The 18036-nt window shown below is 41.6% G+C and carries 15 protein-coding genes; 4 read left to right on the plus strand and 11 right to left on the minus strand.

What is annotated here, in order from left to right:
- Nucleotides 1-286: 286 nt before the first annotated feature.
- The gene (locus ACWATR_RS28865) at nt 287-1483 is read left to right on the plus strand and encodes a glycoside hydrolase family 10 protein (RefSeq protein ID WP_460339643.1); all 1197 of its coding nucleotides are present in this window, start codon (nt 287-289) and stop codon (nt 1481-1483) included.
- Nucleotides 1484-1629: 146 nt separating this feature from the next.
- Here ACWATR_RS28865 and ACWATR_RS28870 read toward each other — a convergent pair whose 3' ends face one another.
- Nucleotides 1630-2313, minus strand: a complete 684-nt coding sequence (locus tag ACWATR_RS28870) for an ATP-dependent Zn protease (protein ID WP_460339644.1) — start codon at nt 2311-2313, stop codon at nt 1630-1632.
- A gap of 69 nt (nt 2314-2382) precedes the next feature.
- A complete protein-coding gene (locus ACWATR_RS28875; RefSeq protein ID WP_460339646.1) occupies nt 2383-2568 on the minus strand; it encodes a hypothetical protein in 186 nt (61 codons plus the stop codon).
- 123 nt (nt 2569-2691) lie between these two features.
- On the opposite strand from ACWATR_RS28875, the gene ACWATR_RS28880 reads away from it, so the two are divergent.
- A complete protein-coding gene (locus ACWATR_RS28880) occupies nt 2692-4803 on the plus strand; it encodes an AAA family ATPase (RefSeq protein ID WP_460339649.1) in 2112 nt (703 codons plus the stop codon).
- A gap of 233 nt (nt 4804-5036) precedes the next feature.
- On the opposite strand, the gene purU is transcribed toward ACWATR_RS28880, so the two are convergent.
- From purU to ACWATR_RS28895, 3 genes are all read right to left on the minus strand, one after another.
- Nucleotides 5037-5891 carry a formyltetrahydrofolate deformylase gene (purU, locus tag ACWATR_RS28885; RefSeq protein WP_460339651.1) on the minus strand — a complete coding sequence of 285 codons (855 nt, stop codon included), beginning with the start codon at nt 5889-5891 and terminating at the stop codon, nt 5037-5039.
- 248 nt (nt 5892-6139) lie between these two features.
- Nucleotides 6140-6763 (minus strand): DUF4340 domain-containing protein, encoded by a 624-nt coding sequence (locus tag ACWATR_RS28890; protein WP_460340745.1) that lies wholly within the window; start codon nt 6761-6763, stop codon nt 6140-6142.
- A gap of 91 nt (nt 6764-6854) precedes the next feature.
- A complete protein-coding gene (locus ACWATR_RS28895; RefSeq protein ID WP_460340748.1) occupies nt 6855-8522 on the minus strand; it encodes a GldG family protein in 1668 nt (555 codons plus the stop codon).
- A gap of 146 nt (nt 8523-8668) precedes the next feature.
- On the opposite strand from ACWATR_RS28895, the gene ACWATR_RS28900 reads away from it, so the two are divergent.
- Nucleotides 8669-9043 carry a four helix bundle protein gene (locus tag ACWATR_RS28900; protein WP_460339653.1) on the plus strand — a complete coding sequence of 125 codons (375 nt, stop codon included), beginning with the start codon at nt 8669-8671 and terminating at the stop codon, nt 9041-9043.
- Nucleotides 9044-9078: 35 nt separating this feature from the next.
- Here ACWATR_RS28900 and ACWATR_RS28905 read toward each other — a convergent pair whose 3' ends face one another.
- The 5 genes from ACWATR_RS28905 to ACWATR_RS28925 form a co-directional block, all read right to left on the minus strand.
- Complete coding sequence (locus ACWATR_RS28905; protein ID WP_460339655.1) at nt 9079-9891, minus strand: ABC transporter permease; 813 nt, start codon at nt 9889-9891, stop codon at nt 9079-9081.
- Nucleotides 9892-10893 carry an ABC transporter ATP-binding protein gene (locus ACWATR_RS28910; RefSeq protein ID WP_460339657.1) on the minus strand — a complete coding sequence of 334 codons (1002 nt, stop codon included), beginning with the start codon at nt 10891-10893 and terminating at the stop codon, nt 9892-9894.
- Between the two features lie 596 nt (nt 10894-11489).
- Nucleotides 11490-13226, minus strand: coding sequence for a diflavin flavoprotein (locus ACWATR_RS28915; RefSeq protein WP_460339659.1), 1737 nt, complete (start codon nt 13224-13226; stop codon nt 11490-11492).
- 50 nt (nt 13227-13276) lie between these two features.
- On the minus strand, nt 13277-13789 hold the full coding sequence (locus ACWATR_RS28920) for a phosphate-starvation-inducible PsiE family protein (protein WP_322667700.1): 513 nt from the start codon (nt 13787-13789) through the stop codon (nt 13277-13279).
- 121 nt (nt 13790-13910) lie between these two features.
- Nucleotides 13911-15641, minus strand: coding sequence for a diflavin flavoprotein (locus tag ACWATR_RS28925; RefSeq protein ID WP_460339661.1), 1731 nt, complete (start codon nt 15639-15641; stop codon nt 13911-13913).
- 220 nt (nt 15642-15861) lie between these two features.
- Between ACWATR_RS28925 and ACWATR_RS28930 the strand changes: the two genes are divergently transcribed.
- Nucleotides 15862-16812, plus strand: coding sequence for a 1-aminocyclopropane-1-carboxylate deaminase/D-cysteine desulfhydrase (locus ACWATR_RS28930; RefSeq protein WP_460339663.1), 951 nt, complete (start codon nt 15862-15864; stop codon nt 16810-16812).
- 25 nt (nt 16813-16837) lie between these two features.
- Here ACWATR_RS28930 and ACWATR_RS28935 read toward each other — a convergent pair whose 3' ends face one another.
- On the minus strand, nt 16838-17995 hold the full coding sequence (locus tag ACWATR_RS28935) for a cysteine desulfurase family protein (RefSeq protein ID WP_460339665.1): 1158 nt from the start codon (nt 17993-17995) through the stop codon (nt 16838-16840).
- Between the last annotated feature and the right edge of the window lie 41 nt (nt 17996-18036).

The raw sequence follows: 18036 nt of genomic DNA on the forward strand, positions 1-18036 counted from the left end.
GAAAGGGAGAAGAGTTTTCCCCTCTGCCTCTTTTCAATGCCCAATGCCCAATGCCCAATTCCCCATACCAATATCTATTGGGCACAAATGCTTATTAGCTGCGTCAACTATCTTAATTTGTCTGCTTTAGTTTTTCTGGTGCAAAAGTTCCATAAGCAGGGAACGAACAACTACCAACTCATCAATCCTGTAGTAAGCATAAATACTTGTAAACTATATGGTTAGTAGATTCAATCATAAAAACGAGCAATGGCGTGTGTGGGTAGCTAATGCATCATTCAAATCTATGAAATCATCTTTTATTGTTCAAATTTGGCGGCGAGCGCTCAAGTCTCTTTTTCCGATTCTCATTTTAATATCCTTTGTTACGGTATTACTGGTAGACAGTTTCACCCCTGCCATCGCACAGATACCCCGTCAGGAAATTCGCGGTGTTTGGATGACTACTAATGATTTTGACACCCTCAAGAATCGCGCCAAAGTGCAGGATGCGGTAACTCAACTGCGGCGGATGAACTTCAATACAGTTTATCCGGTGGTATGGAATTCTGGGTATGTGATGTATCCCAGTGCGATCGCGCAACGTGCAGGTATTCAACCTTTTGTCTACAAAGGTTCAGATGGACATGATATTCTTGCAGACCTGATTACTCAAGCCCATCGCCAAGGATTGCTAGTAATTCCCTGGTTTGAGTTTGGTTTCATGGCTCCTCCAACCTCGGAACTTGCACTGAATTATCCAGATTGGTTCACACAAAAGCGGGATGGTAGCCAAACTTCAATCAGTGCAGCGGGTGAGGTGATGTGGCTTAATCCCTTCCATCCCCAAGTGCAACAGTTCATCACCAATCTTGTGCTAGAAACTGTTACCCAATATGATGCCGATGGCATTCAGTTTGACGATCACATGAGTTTGCCTCACGAGTTTGGTTACGACCAATATACGGTTGCTTTATACACCAAAGAAACTAAGAATCCTCCCCCAACTAATCCTCAAGATCAGGCATGGATAAAGTGGCGGGCAGATAAAATTACGGCGTTCATGGTACAACTTAACCAAGCGGTAAAGCAGAGAAAACCCCAGGCAATTTTCTCCGTTTCTCCCAATTACTATGATTTTGCTTACAAGTTTCACCTGCAAGATTGGCTAAGTTGGATGCGACAAAATATTGTGGACGAGTTAATTGTGCAAATTTATCGTCCCGATCTGCAAAGTTTTGTGGCAAATATTTCCCGCCCAGAAATTCAGGAAGCGCAACAAACAATTCCAACTGGAATTGGCATTATGACAGGGTTACGAAATAACCCAGTTCCCATGCAGCAAATTAAATCTCAAGTGCGTGCTGCTCAAGAACGCGGTTTAGGCGTAACCTTCTTTTATTATGAAAGCCTTTGGAATGATGCTTTAGAACCCTTAAACGAGCGACAAGCTGGATTTGAAACTCTCTTTCCATCTCCCGCACTCCGCGCCAGAGTTGATTGAAGAAGCAAGTTCGTAGTAAGGACTTTAGTCCTGATTTTCTAAGCACTAAAGTGCTTACTACAAACCTTCAAAACTAGCTGAGACATTGTAGTAGTGCGATCGCCTGTAATTCTAAAAGGTATAATCTATCATTCGCCAGCCTGCACTCACTCCCCACTTCCTACTCTTAACTCAGCATGACAATCTTCTACCGAAGTGCGTTGTCGCATGGCACTAACTAAAGCCTCGTAGCTAGACCAATTTTCTTGCAGTAGAGTTTTAGCCTGGAGGGCATGAAACCGTAGTTTCTGCTGATAAACTGATTCAGAAAAGCCTAAAATTGTCAAGACTCCTATCAGTTTGTTTTTATCATCAGATCCACCCTCAGCATTATTAAAAACTATGGTTTCAGCAGCAATACCCGCCATCCAAACGGTGCAGTAACGGTCTAACATTTGGGCGCTGATTTTACCCGCTTCTAGTTGAGATGCTAATTCGCCATCATCAAAGCTAACGCCGCCTTGCCCAGGTTGCCCCTGTTTCCAGGCTTCCCAAGCGCTGAGTGTGTAGCCGGTAACGGGAATACCCAACAGGTAAGCAACTAAGAAATGCCCAGCTTCGTGGTGGACGATGCGATCGCGGTGTTCACTTGAAAAACCAGCTATCCAATCCAAAAAGATAGTACCACCCTTGCCTTGCAAGCTGAAACTATCTAATGTCGCTATGCCTAAGATGGTGAAGGTAGCAAGTGCCGGTACTGCTGGTGATAAGTTTAAGAACGGCCCCAGCAGTACTGATAGGGTCATGAGAAAGATAGATATTGCAACTAAATTTAGGCTAGTTTGGCTCATTGAGAGTTTTCTGAGTGCAGCTTAATCTTTCTTTATTATGAGGCGAGATTAGTTACAAAAGGAATGTGATTAAACAATCGTGCATTTACTGAGAATGATTTCCAGCCCATCCTGTACTTGCTCAAGTTCTTGGCGCTTTTGGTAAATCCACATCTTTTCAGCCTCACGTTGTTCCAAGGTTTCGTTGTGGGCTTTTTCCTGCTGTTCGAGGAGATTTTCGTAAAGTGCGATCGCTCGATCTTTCATGCCATTCATCTTTCGATGACTCGATTTATGTGACCAATTGAGTGTTTAATTTTTACTATTCTATTATCAAATGTCAATTTGATAGCGTATATTCAAATGGAACGTGGGTAGGGTTAGTCTTAAAGCTAAATAATGCGTATTTGTAGCCTTGAAATCAAAAATTTTCGTGCGATTACTGGTCTTAAACTTACAGACTTAAGTGAGGTTGTTGTTATTGCTGGGCCAAACGGCTGTGGAAAGTCATGCGTTTTGGATGCAATCCGACTGTTAAAGTCAGTCTATGGAGGTTATCAGCAGAATGAGTTGCAGCAGTGGTTCAATGAATTCCAAATTAATAGCAGTAGACAAGAAGATATCTTATCTCTGTTTCAAGATAAGAATCAGCCACTAGAAGTCGTTGTAGAGATTTTATTATCTCCTCAAGAAAAGAACTACCTTTTAAATGAGGCAAATAAGCTATTACAAGATAATGCAAGTAGTCTACTACAAAATCAAATTTGGCAGGGAGTCTCACTTCAACATGGGCACGGGGGATTCACTAATGCAGAATCTCTGGCAATGCAAGAACGCATATATACGCCTATTGTAGAAAAGGGTATCAGAGAGACAGTTCCATCTCTGATTAAGGATTTAAATCAGACTTATCATGTTGGACGTATCGTAATACAGCCTGATTGTTCTATATACATAGAATCATCACAAATTCTTGAGATTGTATTCGGTAATTATAAGCCCCAGCACATTGGCATCATTGATTATCATGGAGCCGGTCGAAATTACGCTCGTGAAAAAATTAACGCAATTAACCTTAGTCTTGAGTCGAATGAACAGCAATTGCGGCAACATACACTCTACAACTACACAAACAAATATTTAAACTTGAAGGCAGAAATGGCTTCAGGCTATATTCGTCAACTTCTTGCGAAAGAGATTAGCACAACAGGTGGCGAAATTGATACGTTGACTAATACATTAAAAGAACTGTTTACAACTTTTTTCCCTGGTAAAGAGTTTCTAGGAGCGCAACCCCAGGCTGATGGACAGCTTCTATTTCCTGTCCGAACGATTTCTGGTGCCATACATGATATCAATGAGCTAAGTTCTGGTGAGAAGGAAGTTCTCTACGGCTATCTGCGTTTACGGAACACGGCTCCTCGAAATTCTGTACTTCTAATGGACGAACCGGAACTTCACCTAAATCCACGCCTGATAAGTGGTCTAGCATCTTTCTATCACAAGAATCTTGGAAAGCCATTAGGAAATCAGTTATGGTTAGTTACGCATTCTGACACTCTTATCAGAGAAGCAGTTGAGCGTGATGACTTCCGAGTATTTCATATCCAGCCATCTAGCAATTTTGATAGTAAAAATCAGGCTACGGCAGTTAAAGCAGATGAAGATGTTGAGCGAATAATTATTGATCTCGTTGGAGACCTTGCAGCTTACCGCCCTGGTGCCAAAATTGTAATTTTTGAAGGTGGAGGTAATACTGAGTTTGACCGTTGGATGGTTAGTCAGCTATTCCCAAAATTTTCAGATACAGTTAACTTTATATCAGGTGGTAACAAAAGGCGAGTTGCAGACCTTTACGAAGTACTGGAGAATGCGCGGCGTTACATCCCTGCAAAGTTTTACGCCGTAACTGACCGCGATACAGATGAGTCAGATGTAGTAGAAAATTCTAATCGTATGAGTTGGGATGTTTATCATATTGAGAACTATCTCCTCGAACCACATTTCATTTTCCAAGTTCTCCGAGATATAAATGCCTTAAGTAAAGAAGTTGCGACGGAGGAAGACATTGATAAACAGCTTATGGAGTTCGCTTCTGAGATAATTACTAAATTGGTTAGACATCAGTTGCTTAAGCACGCAGATCGCCAGCTTAAAAGCAACCTTGATCTTGGTTTTGATCGAAATATCCAATCTGTAGGATCTGAACTTGCAAAAGCAGTTGCTCGATGCCATGATCGCATTGAAAAATTGACTTTAAATGAGCTTTCTGAAAAACATCTCACTGACCTTGAAAGAGAATATCGCTTAAAAGCAACTACATCTCTTGAAAATGGCACTTGGCGTAGAATTTTCCCTGGGCGCGACATTATAAAGCTCTTTGTAGGAAGATTTGGGCGAAATATTCCTTATGAAAGGTTTAGAGATTTAATCTTAGCTCGTATGCGTGATAAGAATTTTCAGCCACCAGGCATGAAGGAAATTGTTGATCGGATAATTGCCGATCATTAACATTTGAAGGTTTAACTCGGAACGCACAGTTACAACTTCTTGCCTGCACGGTCAGAAATTTCTCTACTGCGATCACTAAATTGTAATAGACGGGACGCTTGAATGTTTGGAAACTCAAGGGTATTAATTTCGAGCGGGGTTTACACCTTTGATTTAGAAGCGCTATCGAGGAAATTGAGGATTAATCATGAAGACGCTTAAAACTGCCTGTTTAGATTCCTTCGGATATAAAATCACTCAAAGACTACTGTTCTATTCCCATATACTAATACACGGTTTTGTAAGTGCGATCGCACCGCTCTTGCTAATACAACTCTCTCCAAATCTTTGCCTTTTCTCACCAAATCATCAACTTCATCACGGTGACTAACTCGCACCACATCCTGTTCAATAATTGGGCCTGCATCTAAATCAGCAGTGGCATAATGAGCCGTTGCGCCAATAATTTTTACACCCCGTTCAAAAGCTCGGTGATAAGGATTTGCACCGATAAAAGCTGGTAAAAATGAATGATGTATGTTAATAATTTGTGGAAATTGACTAATAAAATCTGCACTAACAATCTGCATATATTTCGCCAATACAACTAAATCTATTTTGTACTGGCGTAGTAATTCTAGTTGTTGTGCTTCTTGTTCTGATTTATTGTCTTTAGTAATAGGAATGTGCTGAAAGTCGATATTAAATTGCTCTGCCACTACCTTTAAATTACAATGGTTACTAATAATTAAAGGAATTTCAGCCACAAATTCTTTAGCACGTTGTCGCCAAATTAAATCAAATAGACAATGGTCTTGCCGACTTACCCAAATAGCAATGCGTGGTACTGTATCAGAAAAACGTATTTCCCACTTAGCACCTAAAGGTTGGGCGATCGCATTAAAAGCAGGGGCAATAAATTCTCGCGGTAAATTGAACCCATCTAACTGCCATTCAATGCGCGTGAGGAATAACCCAGCAGCAAAATCTGTATGCTGATCTGCATGAATAATATTACCACCGTTAGAGTAGATGAAATTGGCAAATTTCGCCACTAATCCCCGTTGATCTGGGCAGGAAATTAGCAGTGTTGCTGTCGGATTTGTCATAGTAACTTAGAAAAACTAGTGAGATTTGAAGTCAACTTGATGTTAAAAGGACGGCTATAAACCAATACGGTTTAGTTCAAGGTTATTGGTGTAGGTAATTGGTCTTTGAAGGCGCGATAAATCGCGTCTCTACATGAGGGTTTTGTTGCTCATTTTGAACTGTATTGGCTTATAAACCTCCAATTCCATACGCCCTGGCTCTAAGTTGACTGTGCGTTACCGAAACATACCACAGAAAGCGTAATTGCTCATTTACCATTGGCCGGAGTTGGTAAAGGGGTGCTGAGTCCAGGTAGTTTCTGACTATTATCTACAGGTTGTTTCCACTCTGATAATTCCCGATTCACAGCATTTGCAAAATCTGTAGATACCAATAGTACATTTATATTTCCATCGGGTTTTGTAGCTGGATCGGCTTGAGCATACAAAAAGCTACCGTTAAAGTTAGATTTGCCCAAAATTAACTGATGGCTTTGTCGGTTTTTCAGGGTGATATTAATAGTTGCTTGGGGTTGATCTAAGGCAAATTGTCCAAGCTCTTTTGCTGGAGTTGATAAAGTGCGGTCGCTATTACCTTTGACCAGCAAATCCATTAAATAAGAAACAATAGCGTCATTTGCTGGGCTAGATATCGGAGATTTGATTAACCACTTAGGGTTACTAGATTCAGGGCTACGTTCCAGATTCAAGGTGAGTTTTTTTGTCTTGACCGTTAAGGACTGTACATCATCTTCTGCAAAAGAGAAAATTTTCTGCTTTTGCTCCTTGGTTTCTTCTCGCACAGTTGCGCCCCGAATTTCATAGAAGTAAACAAAACCACCTAAACCCAGGGCTAGCAGTATCAAAATTAAGGTCGTTCGCGGCAATTTCATTTTTTGGTCATTTGTCATTGGTCATTGGTCATTTGTTATTGGTGAGGAGTTAATATTTATAACTTCTAACTCCAAACTCCAAACTCACTTTTTACCGTCGTTTCCACCAGAGAATAACTGCGATCGCAAACCCAATTAAGGGTAAAACCAATAAAGACGACAATATTAAAAGATTGCCTTGGGTAGTAGTCAAGGTTATTCGACGGTTTTTCGGTTCTTTGGGGCGAATGGAAAGGGGCTGTTGATCCTGTTGACTCAGCCAAGTAACTGAGTTGAGGAATACATCTCCATTTAGTTGCTGTTGAAACAAGCCATCGGTGGCGAAGTTAGAATTTCCTAAAACCACTAACCTTGACTCGGTGGCTGTTTGAGATGAAGGAGTAGGGGAAGGAGTAGGAGTAGGGGAAGGAGTAGGAGTGGGGGGAGTTTGAGCTTGGGTGGTTGGTGATGGTAGGGGTGAAGGTGTTGGTGAAGCTTGGGGAGTGGTAGCAGATTTAGCTGCTTGTTTTCTTGTTAAAGCAACACCTAATGTAAGAGGCCCTTGGAGGTCTTTATCTGCATTAAACTCCAATTTTTCGCTTTGGAGGTCGCTTTCTGCCCAACTGCTGGGATAGGGTTTGGTTCGCAGCAGAGGAGTAGCCTCAACACCAGGTACAGAGGTAATTTCTAGTGGTCGTGCAACTGGATAAAAAGAATTACCGTTACCGAAATCTTTGGTAATTGGATGTTGTCCGTATTCTGTAATTAAGGGCGTAGCAGGGCCAAGTCCTATGACGCTTTCACCTGAAACATCGACTGCTAAACGATTATCTAAACGAACACCCCACTCTTGTAGCAAGCTGTTAAGTTTGGGATCGGTATTAGGATCAATCATCAACAGTAAGTTACCGCCACGATTCAGATATTCTTGCAAGGCTTTGACTTCGCCCTCAAACAGCCCTCGCTTGGGGCCAGCTACTATGACGACAGCGGCATCTTGAGGAACTTTGGAGGTTTCTGCTAGATTCAGCGGAGATGTTGTAAAGTTTTTGTCGCCTAATCCCTGAACTGCTTGTGATATTGCATCTTTACCAGCCGAAAGTTGGCGTTCGCCATGACCTTGGAGTAAGTAAACTTTGGCTGTGGTTGAACTTGTTAGTTGTTGCAGGCGACTAGTTAATCTGATTTCTGACAGACGCTCATTTTGATTGACTGTTTGCACTAATTGCCGTTTATCGCCAGATTCTAAATAAACTTCCCCGTAATCTTTGACGCCAAACTTTTCTGCAAGTCCTGGTCTTGTTTGGGGGTCAATATACTCATATTTAAATTTTGAGCTTTGTCGTTGATAATTTTCTAACAATTCTTGGTCTTGGGGATTCTGGTTAATATCAAACACCCACACCTTAACCGGCTCTGGTAATGCACTTACTAATTCCCGTGACTGGGGCGCAAGGGTAAACAATTGAGCTTCTGTTAAGTCTGCCCGCCAGTGATAGCGAGTTCCCAAAAAGTTAATCAATCCCAATATTGCCAATACCGCTAGAGTTGCCACTAGGGCATTAGTCCCAGCTTGGGTAGAACGACGCTTCCACCAGTTAGTCTGATAGCTTTGCCATATTATCCCCAACCCACTAATCACAATTCCCGTAATTAAAAATATTAATGGAATTAGTCCCCACTGTTCAGAGACTAATCCAACTGTTAAGCCGACAGTAATTAGGAATGGGCCTAACCAAAATAAATATTTCCACAGTTTATTTTTTGCAACTATTTTCATATTATTTGTCATTTGTCATTTGTCATTTGTCATTGGTCGTTGGTCGTTGGTCGTTGGTCATTTCTCTAAAAATGGTGACAAGTAAAAATATATGGATGAGAATTGAGTGACTAAAAATAAGTAAAGTAAGCAAGATAACTGAATAAATGGCAACAAAGCGTTTCCAAGAATTACAGGTTTATCAATTATCAGAACAATTAGCTGATGACATTTGGAAAATTGTTGAGGGATGGAATTTTTTTGCAAAAGATACTATTGGTAAACAGATTGTACGTTCGGCAGATAGTATTGGAGCCAATATAGCAGAAGGTTTAAGAAGAGGTAGTTTTCAAGAAAATAGACGTTTCATAAAAATAGCAAGAGGCTCTCTAAATGAAACTCAACATTGGTTAAGACGAGCGTACACTCGTAACCTTTTAACTACCGAACAGATAAATGCAATCAAAACAATCATTAACGAACTAGCACCAAAATTAAACTCCTACCTAAACTCAATTGGCAATGTACCAGATAACAAATGACAAATGACAAATGACAAATGACCAATGACAAATGACTATTGCCTTTGAAAGCGCAGTGCATCAATTGATTGAGCGGTGAGAAAGATGCCCAAAAAAATATAACTGCCAAATAAAATGAAGGTGCTGGTATCGAAAATGCCTTGAATTAAGGTGTTGTAATGTTTTAGCAAAGATAGATAACCTAAAGCTTCGCCGATGGGGCCAGGGACAATTTTGCCGATTAAATCAATCAATAACAATAATAAGATTACTGCAAAGGTAAGAACGGCAGATAGAATTGTGCTGTCTGTTAATGAGGAAATAAACATTCCTACAGATAAAATTGCTGCTGCTAGCAAGATTAATCCCAAATGACCCAATAAGGGAATTGAGGGTGCCATTGGTGGATTTGAACTGCTGATGGCGATCGCTTCAAACACTAGCATGGGTAAAACCATTGTGGTAAAAAATGTTAGCACGCCTAATAATTTACCTACGGCTACCGCCCAATTGGTGATTGGTGAGGTGGCTAATAGTTCTAAAGTGCCCCGCTTCCGTTCTTCGGCATAGAGTCCCATTGAGAGTATTGGCAGGATAAACAACAATAGCCATCCCATGCGATCCAAAAATGCTCGGACAAATTCGTAAGGGACATCTATCGGCGGTGTTGGCACTCCCAGTTGTTGCCCTTGTGCATCTATTGCCGCAACTCCTAGCAAAATGCCATCTGGCCCTAGCAAAATCATCACGAAGAATAACCCCGCGAGAAACCAAAATATGCCTGCGATCGCATAAGCTAAGGGCGATACAAAATAACTTTGCAACTCCCGGCGATAAATGGCAATAATATTACTCAGCACTACACCCATTTACGCTGCCTCTCCTTCTTTCTCTGCTGCTAAGTCTACCTCAGTCTCGAAATTCTTTTCTTCTGTGGTCAGTTGCAAGAATACGTCTTCTAAGGTAGCGTTTACTCGCCGCAGTTCATGTAAACCAAATCCTGCACGCACTAATGTTGTGACAATATCCTTTCCTGGTTCTTTTCCCGGTTGTGATATCACTCGTAGGTAAGCGCGATTTGCCTGGGGTTGATGACCCGCTGTCGGAATTGATTCTATCAGGCTCACACCTGCGACTTTTTGCAATACCTGTTTCGCTAGGGCAGCTTCTCCTTCTATTTCCAACTCATACCCAGAACCACCTGTCAACTGGGTCATGAGGTTTTCTGGTGTATTAGTTGCCACCACTTTGCCGCGATTGATGATGGCGACGCGGCTACAAGTCATACTCACTTCTGGCAGAATGTGTGTGGAAAGAATAATTGTGTGAGTCCCAGCAAGGCTTTTAATTAAATTCCGCACCTCAATTATTTGTCGAGGATCGAGTCCAACTGTGGGTTCATCGAGAATGATTGCTGGTGGATCATGGACGATCGCTTGAGCAATTCCGACTCTTTGGCGGTATCCTTTTGAGAGTTTGCGGATAATTACCTTTCGCTTATCTTCTAAGTTGCAGCGTTCGATGGCGGCTGTTACTTTGTTGGGGCGATCGCCTGCTGAAACTCCTTTAATTCGGGCAACAAAATGCAAAAATCCCTCCACCGTCATGTCTGGATACAACGGCGGTGTTTCGGGTAAATAACCAATTCGTTGGCGTACAGCCAGAGAATTTTCATGGACATCATAACCAGCAATCCGGGCATTTCCATTGGTTGCCGGTAAATAACCAGCCAGAATCCTCATGGTTGTAGTTTTTCCAGCGCCATTGGGGCCTAACAAGCCTAAAATCTCCCCAGGTTCGACGCTAAAGGTGACATCAGTAATTGCTGGGGTAGAGCCGTATATTTTACTCAGATGTTCAACTTCAATCATCCGTATAGTGGCGATCGCAATTTATAGAATACCCAACAATCTTAGATCACGATATTGGGTATGGGGGACTGGCACTAAGATTAGATGACAACGGGTAAAGTTCCTGAAAAACCAATACGCTTGGGTTAAGGCTAAAATCTTTCTTTGTCAAAGTCAATTTTTTTAACGATAAATGATGACGAGATGACGATGAAAAAAATATGTATATTGATTGTACAAACCCTTGGTGGTGAATAACGATACGTATATCAGTGCAAACAATACAAACAATAAAGAGGATTTAGGAAAGTCCACAAAAAACCTAACCCCCTTCCCGACGCCTACCGTGTATACACAAGTCAAAAAAAGTTTGATTTTTTATTGTTCTATCGTTTATCTCGTTATCTCGTTCCCAGTCTCCGACTGGGAGCGCTCCTCGTTGAGGCTCTGCCTCCAATCTGGCATTGAGTCAGAGACTCAATGAATGCATTCCCAGTCGGAGACTGGGAACGAGGAAAGTCTTATCAAGCTAGGTTTTTAGAACTTGTGTATACACGGTAGCTGCTTTTAGGAGAGAGATTTAGAGAGAGGTTTTTCAAATATCGTAAAAAGTCAGATTAATAATAGCTGCCAGATTTCCGATACTCTAAAGCAGTGACACCATCGTTTTCCAAAACTTCACCGTGATTGATGACGGCATAAATTAACCATCGATCGCCACATTCAAGCTGATTTTGCACTGTACATTCTAAATAGGCTAATGCCTCATTCAAAATCAAACAACCATTCAGAGCCGTTTTTGTGGCAAGATTTGCAAAGGGATTATCGCCTAAAGTGCTATGACGAGAAAAATAGCGGCGGACATTTCTTCCTTCTTTGAGGATATTCAGCACAAATTTATCACCAGGATGATGCATTAAATCTGCATTTTGCTCGTTAGCGATCGCAATCATAATTCCTGGCGGGTTAAAAGTTGCCTGCGATACCCAAGAAGTTAAAACGCCTTTGTGAGTTTCTTCATCACGAGTTGTCACAACACACAGAGAACCGACGATCCGCCCCACCGCTTGTTCGGTACGATCTACATGAGTTTCTGTGACAATCTGACGAGAACTACGAAGTTTTTTGGTTTTCTTCAAGTTGTGGGCAAAAGAAGCACCTGCTTCTTGACACTGCTGAAGAATTTCAGAAGTAGGGCTGAAACGCACCCGAATGGTTTCAAACCCTAATTGATAATTAGCATCTTTGAGCTTACTTTCGATTAAATCTATTGCCTCTCCACTCCAACCGTAGGAACCAAACACCCCAGCTAACTTAGTTTTAGCCGCCACCGAGAGAACTATTCCTAAAGCTGTTTGAATTTGAGTCGGTGCATGGCCGCCTAAAGTAGGTGAGCCGATAATCAAGCCATCGCAGGTTTCTACAATGCGGTTAATCTCCGCAGAATCGGCTAGTTCACAGTTGATTGATTCGACATTAACTCCATTTTGGATCAAACCTTGAGCGATCGCATTCGCCAGAGTTGCTGTATTTCCATAAGCAGAAGCATAAAGCAAAGCAACACTCAATTCTTGAGATTTTTGCCCTTGACACCATTGGCGGTAATCATAGGTAAAACGGCTGAGGCTGTAACGCACAACTGGCCCATGTGCTGGGGCATAACATCTGGCTCCCAAAAGCGATATTTTATCTAAAGCTACTTCGACTTGTTTAGCTTGGGGTGCATGGAGACATTCAAAATAGTAACGACGTTCTGCATCTAATCCCTTCCAATCTTCATCAAACAAAGTATCTTCGCAAACATGAGCGCCGAAAAGTTTATCAGTGTAGAGAATTTTTGTTGCAGAATCATAAGTACAAAGCCCATCCGCCCAGCGGGGAGTAGGTACGGTGATAAATGATAGAAGATGTCCTTGTCCTAAATTTAGAGTATCTTGCGATCGCATCGCTTGAATAGGTGATTCAAATTCGGGAAAGGCAGTTTTGAGAGCATTGGCGGCGGGCCGAGAACAAATGAGAGTGGCTTGAGGAACCAGAGAGAGCAATACTCGCAAGGTTGCTCTGCGGTTCGGGTTGACATGACTGAGAACAATGTAATCGAGGGAGATGAAATCTAGATGTTGTGCTAGTTGCTCAAGGTAAATTTCGGTAAAAGATTCACCAGGAGGGTCAATTAAAGCTTTTTTATCAGCTTGAATCAGATAAGAATTTGCTGTAGTTCCCCGTTGGCGGGAATATTCCACCTCAAATTTTAGTCTGTCCCAAGTCCGCGATCGCAGAATCAGAGTATTTTTACCAATTTCAGCAACTTGTACATCTCTAGGATGGCTGGTAGTTAAAGTATTTGCAGACATAATAACCTCTGTTAATCATTGAGCATGGCGGAAGATTCTACTCCCTATTCTTAATGGCTATTGGTTTGTGTTAATTCAGACTTAACTCGGCTTCTATAGCGTTTAGATACCTCTTGTTCCGGGTCGATACCTTCAAAGGTAGGGGGTAGCCAAACTCGGAGAAACAGTAGTACTCCCAGCACTAATAAAAAGGCACAAGTTGCTAAAACTTGACTCCAACTTGTTTCTAAAACACCTTTAACAATAACTTCTCGCAAGGCGGAAACGATGGAAACTTCAACAGCTACCCCAATAGATACTCGATGTTCCTGTAGGTAAATAATCAGCAGTCGGAATAACTCAACTAAGATAAGCAAAAAGAGAATATCGGCAGTAACAGCATGAAAATCTAGAGGTGGAAGTAAGGAGAGAAACATATCTCTCACCTGAAGCACCATGAAGCTAAATAAACCGATACACAAACAAATCACAATCACATCTTGGATAAATTCCAAGGTTCGCACAACGCGCCCACGATTTATTTCGTACATCGTAATCGGGGTATTTTCAACAGATTTATACATAGTTTTTTGGGAGACGTGATGAATCGCGTCTGTACAAGAGTGGGTAGAGACGCGATTCATCGCGTCTGTGGGGAGCAGAGGAAGAAGAATTATTAATTATTGACAAATGACAAATGACTATTTAATAATGATTGCCAATTTTGCGGTGATGAGCGGCAGTAAGTGCATGTAAATTAGCAACTCTTCCAGTTTGGACTGTGCTATAAATTACCCAATGATCTCCACAATCCAGGCGGCTAGTAATTTCACATTCCATGTAAGCCAAAGCTTCAGCTAAAACGGGCGATTCATTTTTCGCTGGATATGTTTTCACTCCAGTAAAACGGTCTGCACCAGGAGCAAAACGCTTGAGGAAATGTTTCATTAATCCTTGATATTTGCCTTCTTCTAAAACATTTAAAACAAAGCGATCGCCAACGTGCATTAAGGATTCAATTGCCCGATCTTTGGATACTGCGATCGCTACTCCTAAAGGCTCAAGACTCGCTTGTATCACCCATGAAGCCAGCATTGCACTCTGAATTTCTCCTTTTTTGGCAGTGATGATGTACAATCCTGTGGTAATCCGCCCTAAAGCCTTCTCTAGCTCGGTATTGATAGATTTGATTTGTTTTATAGTGCGATCGCGGTTCAGCCATTGACCCATATCTGTCCCGGCTTCATCACAAAGCTGTTCCGTTGCTTGGGTAGGAATTTCTTTAATTAAGATAGGAGGAAAAGCTTCAGTTAATCCCAGTTCTTGAAACTTATTACGTAAAGGATAAACAGGTTCATCTTCTCCACCTCCTGACTCTAATAAACCAATTGCCTGCTTTTTGTGAACAGCAGCTAAAATTGTACTTAAAGCAGCTTGAGCTATCACCAAAGATTGGGGTGGCATTGCAATTACTAAACCAGAAGCTTGTGCAACTAATTCTCGAACTTCTTGAGGCTCCGCACTATTGAGGTCTACTAATTCTACTGCCACCCCTGTTTTCGCGCATCCATGTGCTATGGAACGGACTAAATGCTCGCTATGCCCGTAATCTTCAACATAAAATAGAGCCACTAATGTCTCTGTTTTTGCTTGTTCTAAACTCCAATTTTGATAGCGCCCAAGCCATTCAGAGATATAGTGTTGTAATAAAGGCCCGTGTCCGGTGGCAACTGTGACTATTTCTAACTTTTCAATCCGCTTTAAAGCTGTCAAAACAGACCGAGCATTAGGCCCCATGAGACAATCATAATAATATTGAAAATCCTCCTCTATCAAGGTAATATTTTCATCATAAGTGTGGTCATCACAGTAGTGCATTCCAAACACATCACAAGTGTAGAGAGTGGAAGTTTTGTGGTCATAAGTCAAGATTGTGTCCGGCCAGTGTAAGTTAGGTGCAGAGATAAATTCTAATTCGTGTCCATTGCCTAAATCTAATCGCTCTCCACTTTTCACCTGCATTGATTTAAAAGGCTGGTGAACCATATTTTCTAAAAATTGAATAGCCACCTTTGCACCGACAACAGTAATTGAGGGAGCTAATTGCAAAATATTTTTTACTAATCCACTGTGGTCTGGTTCCGTGTGGCTAATAATCAAATAGTCTATATTAGCCGGATCAATTAATCCCGCCACTACCTCAAGATATAATTCCTCAAACTTCCGGTGAGATGTGTCAACTAAAGCAACTTTTTCTCCCTGAATTAAGAAAGAATTATAGGTTGTACCATTCCGTAGACCAAACTCGATATCAAAACGTTCTCGATCCCAGTCGAGACAACGAATAGCAGTCGTTTGAGGAGCAATTTCAACAGTTTCAATCGTCAAACGTCCTGGATTGGGAATAACTTGAGTAAGCTGTGTGAGTGCAACCATTTCTTTGTACCCAAAAATAATATTATCTGGAGCGAGTGTTATGTTTCTTATATTTACCTGAAACATTCAATTAGTAAAATGCCAATTTCTAAAGCTAATCATCAGAAAGATTTATTCTTTATTTTGATTGGCTTACCATTGAATTACTCAATGTTTATCATTACTTTTATATTCAATATGAATGTGAAAGAATGTAAATTCTAAGTTAGAATGTTTACGCATGTCGTTAATACTTTTTCCTCCTCCTCTACAGCAAATCAACAGCGAAATCGCCCGCCACGCTGGTGTTGATCTGTATGTGCTGCGCCTCGATCTCATGCACTCGTGGGTTAACGGCAATAAGTGGTTCAAGCTGAAATACAATCTTTTGGAGGCGAAGGAGAAAAATGTCACGACGCTGCTAACCTTTGGCGGTGCTTATTCCAATCACATCTATGCAACTGCGGCGGCTGGTAGTCTTTTCGGTTTTCGTACCATTGGTGTAATTCGTGGGGAGGAGACGCTACCATTAAACCCTACTCTGAGTTTTGCTGTACAACAGGGTATGCAGCTTGTGTACCTGAACCGCGAGATGTATCGACAGCGCAACACACCAGCGTTAGAAGAATATTTGCGACAACGTTTTGGTGAGGTGTTGATCATTCCCGAAGGCGGGAGTAATTTAAATGGTGTGCGCGGCTGCACAGAGATAATTATTGGTGATGCCATTGCATTTAATCATATATGCGTTGCTTGCGGTACAGCCACTACACTAGCGGGGATTGCGCTTTCGTTGGATCAAACGCAAAGAGCGATCGCATTTCCCGTATTGAAAAATGGGTCATTTCTTGCCCAAGATATCGAAAGTTTGTTGACAAATTACCTCGCCTCTGATTTACCCACACCATATACTTCTCCCGCTTCCTGGGAATTGGTATGTGATTATCACTTCGGCGGCTATGCAAAGGTGAACGATGAGTTACTACTATTCAGCAAACAGTTCACACAGCAACATGGCGTACCTCTTGATTACGTATATACCGCCAAAATGTTTTACGGAGTGATGGATTTACTAAAGCAGGGATTTTTTTGTAAAGGCGATTCATTGCTGCTAGTACACACAGGAGGCTTACAGGGCAATGTCGGTATGGAAGAGCGTTTTCAGAAGTTTACTAAAATCTCAGAGACGTAGCAATGCTACATCTCTACTAGGGTTCTTACCGTTTATTTTGTAAACTTTGAATGGTAGCGATCGCATGTTTCGCCACAATATCAATCTCCTCTTGGGTATTGAAGCGTCCAATACCAAACCTCACTGAGGCATAAGCTAGCTTTTCTGAATGTCCCAATGCTGTGAGAACATGGGAAGGTGCAGTATTTGCCGACGAGCAAGCAGATCCAGAAGAAACTGCCATTACTGGCTGCAATCCAAGCAAAAGTGCAGCTCCATCCACTCCCTCAACGCTGATACTCAAGTTTCCCGCCAATCGCTGTTGAGGATGTCCGTTGAGATGAATTCCTCCAACTTGAGAAAGCTGTTCCCACAATCTTTGTCTTAACTGGGTGAGGCGTTGGGTTTCTGTTTCTTGTTCAGCCAAAGCGATTTCTACAGCTTTCCCAAAGCCGACAATTTGCGGTGTATACAATGTACCAGAGCGCATCCCGCGTTCATGTCCGCCGCCGTGCTGCTGGGGAGCCAGTTGCACTCTGGGATTGCGCCTGCGGACGTATAACGCTCCAATGCCTTTGGGGCCATATACTTTATGTGCTGTTAGCGACATCAAGTCAATTTTCATCGTTTGCACATCCAAAGGAATTTTACCAATAGCTTGGGCTGCATCGGTGTGGAAAATGATGTTGTGTTCATGGCACATTTCGCCAATTTCTGCCAAAGGCTGTAAAACGCCTATTTCGTTATTTGCAGCCATCACCGATACCAAAATTGTCTCAGGACGGAAAGCTTTTTTTAACTCAGTTAAATCAATCAATCCATCTCTTTGGACAGGGAGAATAGTAATTTCAAAACCGAGACTTTTTAAATAATTACAAGGGTCAATAACTGCACTATGTTCCGTGGCAACAGTAATAATATGCTGACCTTTTTTAAAATAAGCTTCAGCAACACCTTTAATAGCTAAATTATTTGCTTCTGTTGCACCACTCGTAAACACAATTTCTTCTGGTGTCGCGTTAATTGCTGCTGCTAAAATTTCTCGTGTTTGCTTCACAGCGGCTTCTGCTTCCCAACCATAAACATGACTAATACTTGCTGGGTTGCCAAATTTTTCTGTGAAGTAGGGGAGCATTGCTGCTAATACCCGTTCATCTACGGCTGTAGTAGCGTGACAATCAAGATATATAGGACGAATAGACATATACTAACAACCAGAATTGTTCTTGAATAACTAAAATATCA

This window comes from Nostoc sp. UIC 10890, assembly GCF_054786515.1.

Coding starts and splice junctions, on each gene's coding strand:
- ACWATR_RS28865 (WP_460339643.1), top strand. CDS start 287: ATGAAATCATCTTTTATTGTTCAAATTTGGCGGCGAGCGCTCAAGTCT.
- ACWATR_RS28870 (WP_460339644.1), bottom strand. CDS start 2,313: ATGAGCCAAACTAGCCTAAATTTAGTTGCAATATCTATCTTTCTCATG.
- ACWATR_RS28875 (WP_460339646.1), bottom strand. CDS start 2,568: ATGAATGGCATGAAAGATCGAGCGATCGCACTTTACGAAAATCTCCTC.
- ACWATR_RS28880 (WP_460339649.1), top strand. CDS start 2,692: ATGCGTATTTGTAGCCTTGAAATCAAAAATTTTCGTGCGATTACTGGT.
- purU (WP_460339651.1), bottom strand. CDS start 5,891: ATGACAAATCCGACAGCAACACTGCTAATTTCCTGCCCAGATCAACGG.
- ACWATR_RS28890 (WP_460340745.1), bottom strand. CDS start 6,763: ATGAAATTGCCGCGAACGACCTTAATTTTGATACTGCTAGCCCTGGGT.
- ACWATR_RS28895 (WP_460340748.1), bottom strand. CDS start 8,522: ATGAAAATAGTTGCAAAAAATAAACTGTGGAAATATTTATTTTGGTTA.
- ACWATR_RS28900 (WP_460339653.1), top strand. CDS start 8,669: ATGGCAACAAAGCGTTTCCAAGAATTACAGGTTTATCAATTATCAGAA.
- ACWATR_RS28905 (WP_460339655.1), bottom strand. CDS start 9,891: ATGGGTGTAGTGCTGAGTAATATTATTGCCATTTATCGCCGGGAGTTG.
- ACWATR_RS28910 (WP_460339657.1), bottom strand. CDS start 10,893: ATGATTGAAGTTGAACATCTGAGTAAAATATACGGCTCTACCCCAGCA.
- ACWATR_RS28915 (WP_460339659.1), bottom strand. CDS start 13,226: ATGTCTGCAAATACTTTAACTACCAGCCATCCTAGAGATGTACAAGTT.
- ACWATR_RS28920 (WP_322667700.1), bottom strand. CDS start 13,789: ATGTATAAATCTGTTGAAAATACCCCGATTACGATGTACGAAATAAAT.
- ACWATR_RS28925 (WP_460339661.1), bottom strand. CDS start 15,641: ATGGTTGCACTCACACAGCTTACTCAAGTTATTCCCAATCCAGGACGT.
- ACWATR_RS28930 (WP_460339663.1), top strand. CDS start 15,862: ATGTCGTTAATACTTTTTCCTCCTCCTCTACAGCAAATCAACAGCGAA.
- ACWATR_RS28935 (WP_460339665.1), bottom strand. CDS start 17,995: ATGTCTATTCGTCCTATATATCTTGATTGTCACGCTACTACAGCCGTA.